A 16,486-nucleotide genomic window follows, 5' to 3' on the forward strand; every position below is an offset into this window, starting at 1 on the left:
ATGAGCGTAGATCTCTCGCAATTTATTCCAACGTTTCTTGAAGAAAGCTACGAAGGGTTAGCGTTAATGGAGTCAAGCTTGCTCAACTTAGAGCAAGGTGATGACGAAACGATTAATTCGATATTTAGGGCTGCTCACTCGATTAAAGGTGGTGCTGGTACTTTTGGGTTTGGTCATGTAACTGACTTTACTCATTTAGTTGAAACCTTACTAGATGAGATGCGAGATGGTCGTCGAGAAATACGCTCAGAAGAAGTTGAAGTCTTATTAGAATCTGTTGATTGTATGCGTTTAATGATAGACGCAATTCAAAATGAAACGGATTATGACAATTCTAGCATTGATGTTACATCCGAAAAGTTAGAATTACTATTATCAGGTTCGTTGAGCGATGATACAGGTGCGGATACACCTGTTGAGACCAGTAAAAATGCTAGCTCGTGGCAAATAATATTTATTCCTGAACATCATTTAGTGCAAACCGGTAATGACCCATTACTACTGTTTAATGCGTTAGAAGACTTAGGTGAATTAAAGGTTAATGCGATTGTTGATAGCTTACCCTCACTTACCGAAATGGATGTTGAAGAACTTTATCTTCAATGGGAGTTGCAATTATTTTCGGACTCAGTAACCGAGCAAGATATTCGTGAAGTGTTTGAGTGGGTTGAGGACGAATGTGAGTTGGAAGTGACGCCTGTTAGCTTCGACGAACCTGAAACTGAAAGTACTTCGTTAGACGAAACTTCTGAAACTGCAGAGGTAAAGCAACCAAATGACGAAACTCCAAGTCCTGAAGTTACAGCTCCTAACATTGAACCTGAAATAACACCTTCTCCAGCTGGTGCGCCAGTAACAGAAAACAAAGAAGTTAAAGTTGCAACCAAAGCAAAACCCGAAGGCGGTTCAATTCGAGTTGGTGTTGACAAAGTCGATAGTCTAATTAACCTTGTTGGTGAACTCGTCATTACCCAAAGTATGTTATCAGAGCTAGGTAATGATTTTGATTTATCTAAAGTTGATAAACTTACTGCGGGATTAGAGCAGCTATTACAAAATACTAAAGAACTTCAAGAAAGTGTCATGCGTATTCGCATGCTACCTATCAGCTTTGCATTCAATCGATTTCCGCGATTAATTCATGATTTAGCTAAGAAAACTGGTAAAGATATTGAATTGATAATTAATGGTGAAAATACTGAGCTCGATAAGACCGTAATGGAGCAAATTGGTGATCCGCTAGTTCATTTGGTAAGAAATGCTGTCGACCACGGTATCGAAACTGCAGAAAAACGTTTAGCAGCAGGTAAACCAGAAAAAGGGACGGTTTGGTTGGATGCGTATCATCAAGGTGGCAACATTGTCATCGAGATTAAAGATGATGGCGGCGGCATTAATCGTGATGCTGTTTTTAACAAAGCATTAGAGAAAGGGCTAATTGAACCAACAACAAATTTAACAGACAACCAAGTATTTGAATTGATACTTGAGCCAGGCTTTTCGACAGCAAAAGAGGTTAGCGATATTTCAGGCCGTGGCGTCGGAATGGATGTTGTTAAGAAAAATATTCAAGCATTAGGTGGGCGAATTCAAGTGGACTCAACACCTGGTGAAGGTAGTACGTTTAAAGTAAATCTTCCCCTAACGTTAGCTATTTTAGATGGTCAATTAGTGCGGGTTGGCGAAGAAGTATTTGTTGTCCCCTTAATAACGATTGTCGAATCGTTGCAGGCTAAGTCTGAAAATATTAATCGTGTTTCAGGCGATATGATCTTATATCGTTTACGAGACGAAAATGTTCCTGTTATTCCTATTTTTCAGTTATTTAACTTACCGGCAGACAGCCAAGATGTAGATGACTCTTTACTTGTTGTGGTCGAAGCTGATGGACAAAAAGTCGGGTTAATGGTTGATGATTTGTTAGCTCAGCAACAGGTCGTGATTAAAAGTCTAAAAGATAATTACCAAGATGTCTCAGGCGTTTCTGGCGCTACTATACTTGGAGATGGTTCTGTCGCTATGATTTTGGATATTCCAGGCATCATTCAAATGGCACTAGACATAGCGAATAAAAAACAAAAAGAAAAACAATTGAAAATGCAAAATGAAGGAGCGCTAATTTAATGGATATCCAAGCTTTAGCGCAAGAAATTCCTGTTGAAGGTGAGTATTCACTTGAAGGCATTGATTTTATTACCAGCGGTGAACAATACCTAACCTTCTTGCTTGAAACCGAGCAATATGCGGTAGATATATTGTGTGTTGAAGAAATTCGTAGCTGGGAAAGACCAACCAAAATTCCTAATGCGCCCAGTTATGTTAAAGGCGTTATTAACATGCGTGGCGTTATCGTACCTATTGTCGATTTACGTTTGAAATTTGGTATTGGTGAAGCAAATTATGATGAAACAACGGTTGTTATTGTTTTGAAATATGAGTCAGCTGAACAAGGAAGAACTATTGGGTTTGTTGTAGATGCTGTTTCTGATGTTTTAAATGCAGAAGAAAACGAAATTAAAAATGCTCCGGCATTCGGGGGCATTATCCCACACCATTATGTCAATGGTTTGGTTAATGTTGGTGAAGGGGTTGTAACCTTGTTAAATGTTGAAGCGTTACAGCAAATTGAAGCTCACACAATAGGCTAAGGCAAAGTAGCGATGGAACAAGAATATTTAACTTTTATTCTTAGTGGCGAAGAATTCGGTGTCGATATCCTATGCGTACAAGAAATTAGAGTGCTCACAACTGTCACCGAACTACCAAACAAGCCAGATTATTTGAAAGGTGTTATCAATTTACGTGGTGTCATTATCCCCATTGTCGATTTGCGACAAAGATTTGGTAAAGATCCTCTAGATTATAACGATAAAACAGTAACCATAATTTTACGTAGCCAAAATAGCGTTAAGCCTATGGTAGTCGGCATTATTGTCGATGCGGTGTCAGAAGTTTATAAGTTCGAAACAGCTAATATTCGTCAGCCACCAGCGCTGGGTAATCAAATCGATAGTTGTTTTTTAAAGGGCATTGCTGCTGTAGAAGAAAAACTCATTATTTTATTAGATACCAATACCTTACTTGATCAGGATGAACTTTTTAGTCTTGAAGCTGAAAATGAAGAAGCTGAACTTATTGGATAAACCTAACTAAAGCAAGTGGATTGAAAATATGACGCCTAAACAAATAACTACGATCAGAGACAGCTGGGCAAAAGTTAAACCAATAGCGCCACAGGCTGCGCAAATATTTTATGACACTTTATTTGAGTTAGATCCCGAGGTAAAACCGCTGTTTAAAGCAGATATTGCCGAGCAAGGTAAAAAGTTGATGACCATGCTTGATACTGCGATAACGTTATTAGATAAGCCAGACAAACTTATTCCTGCATTACAAAAGTTAGGCCAAGGTCATGTTAAATACGGAGTAAAAGCTGAGCATTACGATACTGTTGGTGCAGCGTTACTTAAAACGTTAGAAATAGGTTTAGAAAAAGAATTTACTGCAACGGTAAAGCGCGCTTGGACAGCTATGTATAAAACTGTAGCTACAACTATGATTGATGCCGCTTATAACAGCGAAAATGACAAGCAGACAACAGTGGAAAAAGAGACTGATATGGACACAACAGCAAACCAAAATGATTTAGCAGTACGTCTTCAAGGAGCATTAGACCAATCATCTACCGCATTTATGATGATAGATAGGGACTTTAACGTAACATATGTTAACGCTGCGACCATGGCGCTGTTAGAAAGGCATGAATCGGTATTTCAGATGAAATGGCCAAGTTTTGTAGCTAAAAAGGAAAGCATTTTAGGCGCATGTATTGATATGTTTCATGTTAAGCCAGAACATCAACGCAAATTGTTGTCAGATCCAAGTAATCTGCCTTTTACAACCGATATTCAAATTGAATTTTTAACAATTGAATTAAATGTTACGGCTATCAATGATGCTGACGGGAATTATATTGGCAACTCACTAGAATGGAGTGATGTTACTGAAATAAGAGCCCAAGAAAACCAAGCAGTGCAGTTACAAGGCGCAGTAGATCAATCTAATACGCCGTCGATGTTTATTGATCGTGACTTTAATATTACCTATGCAAACAAAGCAACCATGGAATTACTTAAGTTGCATGAGCAAACTTTTGCTAAGAAATGGCCGGGCTTTAAGGCTAATGAAGAGTCAATTCTTGGTTCTTGTATTGATGGTTTTCATGTAAACCCAGATCACCAACGAAAATTGCTTGCTGACCCTAACAACTTACCTTGGAATGCTGACATCCAAATTGAACATTTGACGTTTGAACTAAATGTTACGGCGATTATGGATGCTCAAGGTAACTATATCGGCAATTCACTTGAATGGCAGGATGTAACCGAAGTTCGCGATAAAGCGGTTGAAGTTGGGCGATTAATGTCTGCGGTAGAGGGCATGACAACTAACCTAATGATGGCTGACTTGAATGGTAATATTGTTTATGCCAACCCTTCAGTATTAACCATGTTGCGTCGCCGTGAAGCAGAGTTACGCAAAGTACTTCCTTCATTTAGTGTCGATACTATTGTTGGTTCAAACTTTGACTCATTCCATGCCAACCCTGCTCATCAGCAAAACTTGCTTGGTAATGCTGAAAATATGCCATATACGGCGGAAATTAGCGTTGCGGGATTAGTGTTTGAACTTATTGCAATTGCACTTAAGGATGATCAAGGTAACCATGTTGGCAATGCTGTTCAGTGGCTTGATTTAACAGAGCAAAAAGACGCTCAAGGGCAAGTTGAAGGTCTAATAAATGCTGCCATTAGTGGTCAATTAGATCGAAGAATTGATACCGCTCATTATCAAGGGTTTATGGCAGCTCTTGGTAATAATATTAATGGACTTATGGATGCCATTATTGAACCCATTAATGATGCAATTGAAGTGGCACAAGCATTAGCTGAAGGCAATTTAACGCAAACGATGGATGGTAGCTATGACGGTGAATTTCTAGCGCTTGCTGAAGCGATGAATGGTTCAATTGATAATTTGAACAATATGGTTGATGAAATTCGTCAAGCATCTACAAATGTATTTGATTCAGCAAGAGAAATTGCCGAAGGAAATAATGAATTAAGTCATCGTACCGAGTCTCAAGCATCAAGCCTTGAGGAAACCGCATCAGCAATGGAAGAGTTGACTAGTACTGTTCAGCAAAATGCAGAAAATGCGACAGAAGCTAGCAAGCTTTCGACTAATGTAGTGGATAAAGCGGTTAATGGTGGTGAAGTCGTTAAAAATGCCATCACTGCGATGAGTGATATAAATAAATCGAGCAAGAAGATTGCCGATATTATTAGTGTCATCGATGAAATTGCTTTCCAAACCAACTTGCTAGCATTAAATGCCGCAGTTGAAGCTGCAAGAGCTGGTGAACAAGGGCGTGGGTTTGCGGTAGTAGCTGCAGAAGTACGAAATCTAGCACAGCGCTCTGCTGGTGCAGCGAAGGAAATTAAAGGCTTGATTAATGACAGTGTTGAGGCGGTTGGCCAAGGTACAAAATTAGTTGACGATACAGGCAAAACATTCGAAGAGTTGGTTACCTCTATAGAAGAAGTTGGAAAAATGATCAGCGATATCGACAGTGCAGGTAAAGAGCAATCTGCCGGTATTGGAGAGGTAAGTGCTGCGGTAAGCCAAATGGATGAAATGACACAGCAAAATGCTGCATTGGTTGAAGAAGCAGCAGCCTCAAGCAAGTCAATGGAAGAGCAGTCTCAAGCATTATTGGATCAAGTGTCTTATTTTAATAATGGTGAAGAGGAAGAAGAGCCAGTGCGTAAGCCTGTTAAAAAGACTAACGCTAGAGTACAAAAACCTGAAAAGTCAGCAACTCGTAAAGCCAGCCGACCACAGATTCAATCTGACGATGAATGGGAAGAGTTTTAGGCTGCTGAATGGGAGACTCTAGAGATAGTGCGTTTAAGTTAAGTAACAAAGAATTTAAGTTTATATGTGACTTTGTTTATGACGTTGCCGGAATAGTATTAGGGGACTCGAAACGAGAGATGGTTTACCGCCGTCTCACTCGAGTTATAAGGGAACGAAAATTACCTACTTTTTCGGACTACTGCATTTTACTTAAGGAAAATCCAGAAAAAGAAAAAAACTATTTTATTAATGCCATTACGACCAATTTAACGAGTTTTTACCGAGAAAAGCATCATTTTGATTATTTGGCGTCACATGAATTTCCTGCGTTATTGGAACGTAATAAACGTAGTAAACGAATTCGGCTTTGGTCTTCTGCGAGTTCGACAGGTGAAGAACCCTATAGCTTGGCAATTACAGCATTTAAGTCGTTTTCAAGTGTCTTAAGTAATTGGGACATTAAAATATTAGCGACAGATATTGATAGTAATGTTTTATCTACGGCTAAAGCAGGCGTCTATCAACAAAATAGAATAGAAGATGTACCTAAAGCTATTCAGGAAAGTTTTTTTAAGAAAGGTACAGGTAATAATGAAAATAAAGTGCGGGTTACGGATAATGTTAAGTCACTTATTACGTTTAAACAGCTTAATCTGTTACACGAGTGGCCAATGAAAGGTCCATTTGACGTGATTTTTTGTCGTAATGTCATTATCTATTTTGATAAAGCCACGCAACAAGATTTATTTGAGCGCTATTACAATATGTTGGCCCCAGGTGGACTATTGATGTTAGGGCATAGTGAAAACTTAGGCAATTATCAGCGCTATTTTGAAAATGTAGGGCGCACTATTTTTCGAAAGCCTAAATAAACCGTAATTAAGTTGTTGATTTTATGGTAACAAAAAAACATCAGTTACAAGTTAGAGCTGTAATTGCGAAGTGTTTACCAGAGTTTAAACATGTAAACCATTACTGGGATGCACAACGAAAAATGGTTGTCGCAAAAATATTACCTGGTGAGTTTTATATGACTAGTACCCCTGTTGCAATATCTACAACTTTGGGGTCGTGCATTGCTGCGTGTATTTGGGATGATCGCTCAGGAATTGGAGGGATGAATCACTTCATGCTGCCGGAAACAGATAAAAATGCACATGAAGTTAACTGGGGAAGCCGAGGCTTAGCTTCCGATGCAACCCGTTATGGAAACTTTGCTATGGAACACTTGATTAATATGGTGTTGAAAAACGGCGGCTATAAGAATTCGCTGAAAGCCAAGGTTTTCGGTGGTGGTAAAGTACTAAAAAAAATGTCTGATGTAGGTGAACGCAATATAGATTTCGTTTTTGATTACTTAGAGACCGAGCAAATAGAAATAGTAAAACATGACGTGGGGTCAATTTTCCCAAGAAAAGTTCTTTTTGAACCAACGACAGGTAAGGCCTTTGTAAAGCGGTTGAATAATCTACATAACGATACAATTGCAAGACGAGAAGTTGATTATCGCAATAAAATTGATAACGAATCGGTTGAAGGCGACGTGGAACTTTTTTGATTATAAGGAGTCATTAATGTGAGTAAAATTAAAGTATTAATAATCGATGACTCTTCTGTAATTAGAAGTATTGTAAGGGAAATCATTGAGTCAGATCCGCTACTTGAAGTTGTTGGCGAAGCACAAGACCCATTTGTTGCTCGTGACCAGATAAAGAAATTAAATCCAGATGTACTAACGTTAGATGTCGAAATGCCAAAAATGGATGGCATTACCTTTCTAAGTAACCTAATGCGTTTAAGACCTATGCCTGTTGTAATGTTGTCTACATTAACGACTAAAGGTGCTGATATTACCTTAGAAGCACTAGAGCTTGGTGCGGTTGACTTTATTGCCAAACCTAGCTTTGAATTACTGCTTGAAAACCGAATGGCATTTAAAGAAACGTTAATAGATAAAGTTAAGTCCGCTGTTATTGTTGACCAAAAAAGTTACCAACTTTCATCCGCAATTGCCAAAAGTATTGAAGGTGGAACTTTAGCTTTTTCTGGCTGTAAGAGAGCTAATCACGTTATTGCTATTGGTGCTTCGACTGGTGGCACCGATGCAATTAAGTCAGTGGTTAGAATGATGCCAATTAACTGTCCTCCCATCGTTGTAACGCAGCATATTCCCCCAAAATTTAGTGAGCGTTTTGCCCAGCGGCTTAATGGCAATTGTGCCGTTACTGTGCAAGAGGCAAAACATGGTCAAAAAATGAAGGAAGGCAATGTTTATATTGCTCCAGGCGACAAGCACTTAAAAGTAGCAGCTAAGAGTGGCTCGTTATTCTGTACATTAGAGGATACCGAACCGGTAAATCGCCATAAACCCGCTGTGGATGTTCTATTTTATTCACTTGAACCTATAGCAAATAACGTACAAGCAGTATTATTGACAGGAATGGGACAAGATGGTGCGCATGGTATGTTAGCGTTGAAGAAAAGTGGTGCCCGTACATTAATTCAAGATAAAGCAAGCAGCTTGATATGGGGAATGCCCGGCAGTGCATATGCAATTGATGCACATACACATGAAGCATCGTTAAATGATGTCGCTAAGGAGCTATTATCTTTTGCGAAATTATCTCGAGATGAAATGAAAGAGGCGTTACATGGCTGAATATAAGAATAAAATTGTTTTAGCTTTAATAGGGTTATGTGCGCTTATAGTTGCCAATGAATTTTTACTAAATCTACCTTATTTGAACGTTACTTTAGCTATAGTCATTGCGATATTAGCATTTGTTACAACCGGTTCTAGCGAGGAACAAGTGAGTACGAATGTAAACCAAGACACGATATCCTCTTCAATTGAGCCTTTACTTATTTCAAACTCTTTTGAAGACATTAAAAGTTTAATAGATCAAGAGCTTGATGTAATTAGCCAGGAACATGGACGTGTCTCACAGTTAGTAAAAGATGCGATAGAAGGTATTTCACATAGCTTTAAAACATTGCAAGCATTAAGCACTGAACAGCAGCAGATGATAAATGAAGTTATTTCGGTAAATCAAGATATCGGTGATGCAGGACACACTACCTTAGAGTCATTTGTTAAAGACTCTAGTAAAACACTTGAAGATTTTGTTGGTGTTATTGTTAATACCAGCAAGCAAAGTTTAGAGACCATGTCCTACACTGATGAGATGGTAAAGAAGTTTGACGGTATTTTTGCGTTGTTAGAGCAAGTAGAAAACTTATCGAGTCAAACGAATTTGTTGGCGTTAAATGCGGCAATTGAAGCTGCGAGGGCTGGTGACGCAGGAAGAGGTTTTGCAGTAGTTGCCAACGAAGTTCGTTCTTTATCAGTAAATTCAACAGAGTTAAATAATGATATACGAGCGGAAATTTCTGAAGCTCAAACTACTATTGCTAATTTAAGGCGATCTGTTGAGGTAATGGCCTCTGCTGATATGACGTCTACACTAGAAGCTAAAGATCGTGTAAAAGTAATGATGGAGCACGTTGGACACGTCAATATTGAAACACAGGAAGCTGTAGAGCGCTTAGCTGAAATTTCACCGCAAATTGACGAAACAGCGACAATCGGCGTAAGGTCACTACAGTTTGAAGATTTAACTTTTCAAACACTTGACTCTTTATCCCTGAATATTAGCAATTTAGCTCAATTGAGTGAGCAATTAAATCAGTTTAATGCTGATGATGATATTGCTGCTCGATTAATTCAATTAAGTGAGCTTTGCCAACAAATAATGGCAGAGTCAAAGCTGGCTGATCAAGCTAGAACAGTATCTCAATCTTCGATGGATGAAGGTGACGTAGAATTATTTTAATTAGGAGAGTAGTAAAATGTCAGTGAAGAAAATTGTAGGTGATAGTGCACGCGATTTAACTATTGCTATTGACGATAGATTTGATTTTTCTTTACATCAATTATTTCGCGATAGTTATTCAGGCGCGGAAGAAACTGGAACGGTTTTTACACTAGATTTATCTAAAACCTCTTATATGGACAGCTCTGCATTAGGCATGATTCTATTATTAAAGGATCACGCGGAGAAGGTTTCAGGAAAAGTTATTATTAAGAACCCAAGTGACTCCGTTGCAAAAATCTTAGAAATTGCGCAGTTTCACCGCTTAATGACTATTGAGAAGTAGTTATGGCTGACGGGCTAAATGAACGTCATTATAAGCTAGCACTTGTTGTCGATGATTCGGTGATGCAATGTAAAGTCCTTAGTGTTTTGCTTAAAGAAGAAGGCTATCGAGTCTATAGCGCCAATGACGGTGCTCGAGGCGTAGACATGTACATTAAATACCAGCCTGATTTGGTATTAATGGACATTAATATGCCGATAATGAACGGCTATGAGGCTGCTCGTCAAATTAAATCTCTATCAAAGAATACATTAGCGCCACTGATATTTATCACCAGCATGGATACCGATCAGGCCTTTATTGAGAGTATAGAGGCTGGTGGTGATGGTATTTTAGTACGCCCTTTCTCTCCTGAAGTATTTAAAGCAAAAATAAAGTCCATACAGCGTATTAGTGATTTATATGCACAAGTGAAATCGCTACAACAAGCACAACAAAAAGATGCGGAACTTGCAGAGCAGTTAATGTCCGGCGTTATTGAGTCTAGAAATTATGCATTAGAGCGCATTGGTATTTTTAAAAAAGCTGCAGATTTATTTAGTGGAGACATACAATTAACTGCGCAATGTCCTAATGGTGACGTTAATGTGCTTTTAGGTGATTTCACTGGTCATGGATTACGCTCCTCTATCGGAGCAATACCGCTTGCCGAAACGTTTAGGGTCATGACCAAAAAAGGCTTTTCTCTCTTTGAAATAATCGATCAAGTTAATGCTCAATTGTATGATTTACTTCCTTCAGATTTGTTTTTGGCAGCGACGTTTGTAAGTGTCTCAAGCCATGACTCAACCGCTTATGTTTTTAATGCTGGCTTGCCTGATACTTATATTTATGATGAACAAGGCAATGTGAAACATAAAATTCCTTCTTCTCACCCTCCGTTAGGTGTAATACAGCAATTGCTACCAGGTTGCCAATTAAATGTCGTATCGGTAAACGAAGCAGATCGAATTCTTTTGTTAAGCGATGGCATCATTGAAGCTCGAAATGAAAAAGGCGATATGTACGGTATCGAGCGTTTCGAACAGGCGGCAATTAGCGGAGTTAAAGAAGGAGATATCACTAAATCATTACTCGCTGATTTAGAGGATTTTTGCGGCAATATGGTGCAGGAAGATGACATCTCTTTAATAAATATACCTTGCAAAGGCTGGGAAAGCCCAATTCTAGTAGCGCAAATTCAGCAGGGAGATTCCTCACTTGGAGAGTATGTAGAATTGGCTGAAAATGGCGCTATTTGGCAATGGCAAGTGAAACTTACTGGTGAAAAACTTGCTAAGGTAAATCCAATACCGATGGCGATGGGCTATGTTCACGAAGTAGAAGGTGGAGGTGAGCAATGGCAAAATTTATTCACCGTTTTAACAGAGTTGTTTGTTAATGCACTGGATCACGGTGTACTTGGCTTAAATTCAGATTTAAAGAAAGAGGCGGATGGTTTTGCTCAGTACTTTCATGAACGCGAAAACCGTTTAAAGTCATTATCAACTGGATTTGTTGAATTAACCTTAAGTTACTACGCTGCAGGAAACGGTGGGCGCATGCTAATAAAGATAAAGGATAGTGGTAAGGGCTTTGACCATCAAGCACTAGAGTTATCGACTAAGCAGGTAGCAATAGAAAGTCAGCAATTGAGTGGTCGGGGTATTTTATTGGTTTCCCAGTTATGTGAGCAACTTCATTATCAAGAAGACGGCACAATGGTTAGTGCCGAATATGTCATTAACTAAGGAATGTAATGAATATATTGGTCGTTGATGACAAAAAGTTAATTAGAGATTTGGTTAGCGCAATGGTGTCCGAAATTGGTCATCAGGCTTATAGTGCTGATGGCCACATTCAAGCGCTTGAGGTGTTAAGAGAACAATCAATTGATTTGATATTGATGGATGTAGAGATGCCAGAGATCAACGGCTTCGAATTGACGAGTTTAATTAGACAGCGCATATCTCATTGGTTTCCTATTATTTTTTTAAGTGGCAATGATAGCGAAGATTTTTTATCTCAAGGCATTGATGCTGGCGGTGACGACTATTTAACTAAACCGGTTAAACAAGTAATTTTAGCTGCAAAAATTAAGGCAATGGAGCGAATCGCCGATATGCAAAAGGCGCTTGATAGTGCAAATCAAAAACTCGCACAGTTAAGTCATGTCGACGAGCTTACTCAAATAGCCAATAGAAGAGGAATGGACAAGTTTCTCGAAAATGCTTGGCAAACTAATTGTCGCCAAAATGCCGAGCTATCGTTAATGATGATAGATATCGATTACTTCAAGCAATTTAATGATAACTATGGGCATCAAGAAGGGGATAGGTGTCTTAAAAAGGTTGCAGATATGCTAAGCCAGAGCATAAATAGAGCAACGGATGGCGTGTTTCGGTTCGGTGGTGAAGAGTTTGTGATTGTTCTACCTTTTACACCTAGCTCTGGTGCTCGTTTTAAAGCAAAAGAAATTATTGGCAGATTAAATGAACTTGCAATAATACATGATTTTTCAAAAATAAGTGAAAAGCTCACGTTAAGCATTGGTTTATCCAGTACGGAAAGTGGCGCTGATAGCGTAACTAGACTGATTGAACAGGCAGACAAAGCACTTTATCAAGCTAAAGAATTAGGTAGAAATGATTATCGTGTATTTAAAAATACGTAGTTAGAAAAAGGAATATATAACTGTGAATACATACAAGAAGTCGGTGTTAATAATTGATGATGATGATCAATACCTTGAGTTATTGGCAGAGAGCTTAGAAGACAAATTTAATGTCTCAACTGCAACAAACTTAACACAAGCACAAGCACAAATTGACGAGCATAGTAAATTTGACATTGCACTAGTAGATGAACATATAGGTGATGAACTAGGATCTGAATGGATCAAATTGTGTGTTGAACAAGAACGAGCTGCCACCTCATTTGTTTTGTATTCAGGTTTAGCATCTGAAGAGGCTATATTAAAGGGACTGGAATGCGGTGCTGATGACTTCTTGGCTAAACCTATTTCATTATTGTCGCTTGGCCAAAAATTGGAAAAATTAAGCGCTTACCAAGATAAAATACATGATTTTGAAAGCGAGCTGACATCAAAAGATCGTGTTATAAATATATCCATGGCTCAAGCGTCAAAATATGGCGCTTGTATGCAATTAACATCTCGATTAAACCAATGTTTTAGTTTCGAAGAAATTCGCGATGAAATATTTTCATTCTTTTATGGTATGAATTTGACTGGTTGCATTGCTTTCTATCCGCTGCAGGAGAAACCACTATTTTTTAGCTCAAAAAATGGCTTTTGTTCGCCTGTTGAAATTGGGGTGATGGAGCTACTTAAAGTGAAGCCTAGATTATATCGTTTTGGTACGCGAACTATATTTAATCACCCACTTGTCTCTTTGTTAGTTTTAAATTTAGAAGAAGGCGCGATAGATACTGATATTTATATCGACGCCTTGGCGTCTGTTATCGAGTGTATCGGGGCGCGAATGGCGTTTATCACTTATAAAAATTCGTTAGTTGATGTGCAAGAACAAATTCAACTTGCAGTCACTAAAACTAAGAAAATGATCGAAATATCCAAGCATCACCAACAAGAAGTGATGAATGAGATTGTTCAAAATATGGGAATGAGCTTCCATGTATTAGACATGAATGAAGAGCAAGAGAGTTATTTAACCAATTTAGTGCATACTGCACTGAAAAAACACACGCAAGACGATGTAAACTTTCTAGAAGTTTCTCAGTTGTTAGATGATGCGTTGGGTAGTGTAGATAGACTTAAATCTCTTAATCAACAACAAGATAAAGTCGAAGATGAAATTGATGATGAAGATGAGTTGTTTTAATGACTCTGCCAATGTTAGACATCAATAACATTCCTTTTGCTATTCTCGTTGTTGACAGAGATCAGGAACTTGTTTCACTTAATAATATTGCACAGGACTTAACCGGTTATTCGGAAGAAGATTTAGTCGCAAAACCAATTAGTTTTCTAATCGAAGAACTGGACGTTGACAAAACGCAAGAAACACTTGCTTTGACTGGTGAAAGTTCAAAAAGCTATTTGCTGAAAAAGTCAGATAAGTCATTGAATAGCGTTCAAATTAGAAAAGAACACAATGAAACATTTTGTTATCTATATTTATATGAACCGTTTGTAAAAAAAGACGAGATTTCGGAACCTTTGAAGGTTGATACTCGCACCGCATTAGAGTCTTTAGATGAAATGTTTTGGGAATGGGATATAGCTTCTGATCTTATCTATTTCTCTGCTGAGTTAATGGCATTAGTTGGCTATAAAAAAGAACCATTACAAGCTCCTAGAAGTTTTTTGAAGCAGCATGTTGAAAAAGAGTCTCGACAAGAACTTATTCGTCAAATGCAAACGTTACTAGATGGAGAAAGTTCTAGCTATAACCATACCTATCAAATATTGACGCGAGATAATCAACAGCTTTGGGTTAATGTTACTGCTAGGTCTATGAATGATGGTGATGGTGTCGGCAAAAGAGTATATGGCGCTTTAAGAAATGTCACCGAAACCAAAAGTCTAATTCGCCAGCTTAAAAAGCAAAATAGCTATCTGTCTTTAGCTGAAAGGATCAGTAACTCCGGGCATTGGCGTTATGATGTTGTCGCTGAAAAAATGTTTTGGTCGACTGAGCTATATCGTATCTTTGGTACTGAACCGCAAAGCTTTGTTCCTTCTGTTGATAATGAGTTAAGTTTCCATACAGAAGAAGAGCGAGAAAGTATCAAAATAGCGCTACAAAACAGCATTAACAATGCTCAGAGTTACTACAATAAATCGACCATTATTAGGTCTAATGGCAGAAAAGCCAAAATTGAAACGATAGGTGAAGTGGAGGTCGACTCGAATGGTAATGTTATCGCATTATTTGGTATATGCCGTGATGTCACCAAGTCAGAAGTTATCTTCGAAAAACTTAAACTATTGGCGTTAGTAAATTACACAATCAAAGTCCCTATTTTCTTTATTAATGAAGAAGATAATGTGGTTTATCAAGACTTATCACCGCAGCAAGGGGACGGTAAAACGGTATTGTTTAACTATATAAACTTTAGTATTTCAGAATATTTAAAGCTGAAAAAAATAGCGAAATCTAAAGGTCAGCTAAAACGTATAAATATTAGCTTTGACGACTTTAATACCGTGTTTGACCTATCCGTCACTTATGAAGCGGATGAAGGGGTTTATATTTGGATTGTCGAAAACGTCACTGAGAAGTTTAGAAAAGAACAACAACAAATAATAAGCAATAGGTTAGCACTTTTAGGCAATACCTTTGGCAACGTATCCCATGATATTAATAATGTATTAGGGGTTGCTCTAGGCGCCATTGAAATGCTCGAGCTGAAATTTTCTCAAGGCGAACAAGATATTTCTCGTTATATTGATCGTGTTAAAAATGCAATCGACAAAGGTAAAAGTGTTACTGAGCGCTTATTAGCATTTACTAAAAAGCCAATGGTAAAAGTGGTCGAATTCGACCCATTAAAAGACATTGTTGATAATCAGTATTTATTTAAGCAAATGCTAATTAATACGATAAAACTTAATATTGAACTACCTGAGCAGCAGTGCACGATAAACTTTCCGCAAGGAGAATTTATTAACATATTGCTCAACCTTGTTATCAATTCACAAGACGCTATTAAAGAAAAAGGCCTAAGTGGTACGATTGAAATAAAGGCTAACTACAACACTGACAATAACCTAGAAGTTCATGTAATAGACAGTGGCATTGGCATTCAATCAGAAAACTTAAATAAAATATTTGACCCTTTTTATTCCAGTAAATCGGTGAATAAAGGAAATGGTATCGGTTTAGCTAATGTGTATAGCACAATTTATAAACATAATGGCCAAATAAAAGTACTGGGAAAATCGGAACTTGGTGGTGCTCATTTTATTCTAGAGTTTAAATGTAAGAAGCTGCATGAGCCCGCAAATACCGGTGTAATTAGCAGTAACTTGTTAACATTGAAACAGCGAAGAATACTCATACTTGATGATGAAGAGAGTATCGCAGAATTTGTTGCATTATTTTTGGAAACTCATGGTGCTCATACCTTTCATGTGAGTGATAAGAAGCAACTTATCAACGCTATTGAGCATGAAGGTCCATTTGATATCTTTATGACCGACATGATATTGCCAGACCTGACAGGACGACAAGCCACCGATCTAGTGTTGCAGCACTTTCCATATATCAAAGTTTTTTCAATGAGTGGTTACATTGATAATGAAAATGAGAGTTGGCCGTACCCTGTGTTAAGGAAGCCTTTCAATTCAAATGAACTGTCAGAGTTTCTTGCGGCGAGTTATCGATAAATTAGTTGCCATTATACTGAGTCATTTTTGGAATTAAGATTGGTTAGTTGATGTTGC

13 protein-coding genes are annotated in these 16,486 nt (G+C 38.1%); all 13 read left to right on the forward strand.

Annotation, left to right across the window (positions count from 1 at the left end; all coding sequences use genetic code 11):
• The 13 genes from HII17_RS07360 to HII17_RS07420 are packed head-to-tail and all read left to right on the forward strand — an operon-like array spanning position 1 to position 16,429.
• A complete protein-coding gene (locus HII17_RS07360; RefSeq protein ID WP_169074691.1) occupies positions 1-2,124 on the forward strand; it encodes a chemotaxis protein CheA in 2,124 nt (707 codons plus the stop codon).
• On the forward strand, positions 2,124-2,648 hold the full coding sequence (locus HII17_RS07365) for a chemotaxis protein CheW (RefSeq protein WP_169074692.1): 525 nt from the start codon (positions 2,124-2,126) through the stop codon (positions 2,646-2,648). The genes HII17_RS07360 and HII17_RS07365 overlap by 1 nt, the downstream gene beginning before the upstream one ends.
• A 12-nt stretch (positions 2,649-2,660) precedes the next feature.
• The gene (locus HII17_RS07370) at positions 2,661-3,143 is read left to right on the forward strand and encodes a chemotaxis protein CheW (RefSeq protein ID WP_169074693.1); all 483 of its coding nucleotides are present in this window, start codon (positions 2,661-2,663) and stop codon (positions 3,141-3,143) included.
• Between the two features lie 28 nt (positions 3,144-3,171).
• Entirely contained in the window at positions 3,172-5,937 is a 2,766-nt protein-coding gene (locus HII17_RS07375) for a methyl-accepting chemotaxis protein (RefSeq protein ID WP_169074694.1), read from the forward strand.
• Between the two features lie 8 nt (positions 5,938-5,945).
• Complete coding sequence (locus tag HII17_RS07380; RefSeq protein WP_169074695.1) at positions 5,946-6,791, forward strand: CheR family methyltransferase; 846 nt, start codon at positions 5,946-5,948, stop codon at positions 6,789-6,791.
• 23 nt (positions 6,792-6,814) lie between these two features.
• Positions 6,815-7,477 (forward strand): chemoreceptor glutamine deamidase CheD, encoded by a 663-nt coding sequence (gene cheD, locus HII17_RS07385; RefSeq protein ID WP_169074696.1) that lies wholly within the window; start codon positions 6,815-6,817, stop codon positions 7,475-7,477.
• A gap of 18 nt (positions 7,478-7,495) precedes the next feature.
• The gene (locus HII17_RS07390; protein ID WP_169074697.1) at positions 7,496-8,578 is read left to right on the forward strand and encodes a protein-glutamate methylesterase/protein-glutamine glutaminase; all 1,083 of its coding nucleotides are present in this window, start codon (positions 7,496-7,498) and stop codon (positions 8,576-8,578) included.
• The gene (locus tag HII17_RS07395) at positions 8,571-9,752 is read left to right on the forward strand and encodes a methyl-accepting chemotaxis protein (RefSeq protein WP_169074698.1); all 1,182 of its coding nucleotides are present in this window, start codon (positions 8,571-8,573) and stop codon (positions 9,750-9,752) included. The genes HII17_RS07390 and HII17_RS07395 overlap by 8 nt, the downstream gene beginning before the upstream one ends.
• Before the next feature lie 16 nt (positions 9,753-9,768).
• Complete coding sequence (locus HII17_RS07400) at positions 9,769-10,077, forward strand: STAS domain-containing protein (protein WP_169074699.1); 309 nt, start codon at positions 9,769-9,771, stop codon at positions 10,075-10,077.
• 2 nt (positions 10,078-10,079) lie between these two features.
• Complete coding sequence (locus HII17_RS07405) at positions 10,080-11,807, forward strand: ATP-binding SpoIIE family protein phosphatase (RefSeq protein WP_169074700.1); 1,728 nt, start codon at positions 10,080-10,082, stop codon at positions 11,805-11,807.
• 8 nt (positions 11,808-11,815) lie between these two features.
• Positions 11,816-12,730 (forward strand): GGDEF domain-containing response regulator, encoded by a 915-nt coding sequence (locus HII17_RS07410; protein WP_169074701.1) that lies wholly within the window; start codon positions 11,816-11,818, stop codon positions 12,728-12,730.
• Positions 12,731-12,752: 22 nt separating this feature from the next.
• Positions 12,753-13,919, forward strand: a complete 1,167-nt coding sequence (locus HII17_RS07415) for a response regulator (protein WP_169074702.1) — start codon at positions 12,753-12,755, stop codon at positions 13,917-13,919.
• Positions 13,919-16,429 carry a hybrid sensor histidine kinase/response regulator gene (locus HII17_RS07420; protein WP_169074703.1) on the forward strand — a complete coding sequence of 837 codons (2,511 nt, stop codon included), beginning with the start codon at positions 13,919-13,921 and terminating at the stop codon, positions 16,427-16,429. The genes HII17_RS07415 and HII17_RS07420 overlap by 1 nt, the downstream gene beginning before the upstream one ends.
• Positions 16,430-16,486 lie beyond the last annotated feature (57 nt).

The sequence above is a fragment of the Thalassotalea algicola genome (assembly GCF_012932965.1).
GTDB classification, from domain to species: Bacteria; Pseudomonadota; Gammaproteobacteria; order Enterobacterales; family Alteromonadaceae; genus Thalassotalea_F; species Thalassotalea_F algicola.

Coding starts and splice junctions, on each gene's coding strand:
- HII17_RS07360 (WP_169074691.1), top strand. CDS start 1: ATGAGCGTAGATCTCTCGCAATTTATTCCAACGTTTCTTGAAGAAAGC.
- HII17_RS07365 (WP_169074692.1), top strand. CDS start 2,124: ATGGATATCCAAGCTTTAGCGCAAGAAATTCCTGTTGAAGGTGAGTAT.
- HII17_RS07370 (WP_169074693.1), top strand. CDS start 2,661: ATGGAACAAGAATATTTAACTTTTATTCTTAGTGGCGAAGAATTCGGT.
- HII17_RS07375 (WP_169074694.1), top strand. CDS start 3,172: ATGACGCCTAAACAAATAACTACGATCAGAGACAGCTGGGCAAAAGTT.
- HII17_RS07380 (WP_169074695.1), top strand. CDS start 5,946: ATGGGAGACTCTAGAGATAGTGCGTTTAAGTTAAGTAACAAAGAATTT.
- cheD (WP_169074696.1), top strand. CDS start 6,815: ATGGTAACAAAAAAACATCAGTTACAAGTTAGAGCTGTAATTGCGAAG.
- HII17_RS07395 (WP_169074698.1), top strand. CDS start 8,571: ATGGCTGAATATAAGAATAAAATTGTTTTAGCTTTAATAGGGTTATGT.
- HII17_RS07400 (WP_169074699.1), top strand. CDS start 9,769: ATGTCAGTGAAGAAAATTGTAGGTGATAGTGCACGCGATTTAACTATT.
- HII17_RS07405 (WP_169074700.1), top strand. CDS start 10,080: ATGGCTGACGGGCTAAATGAACGTCATTATAAGCTAGCACTTGTTGTC.
- HII17_RS07410 (WP_169074701.1), top strand. CDS start 11,816: ATGAATATATTGGTCGTTGATGACAAAAAGTTAATTAGAGATTTGGTT.
- HII17_RS07420 (WP_169074703.1), top strand. CDS start 13,919: ATGACTCTGCCAATGTTAGACATCAATAACATTCCTTTTGCTATTCTC.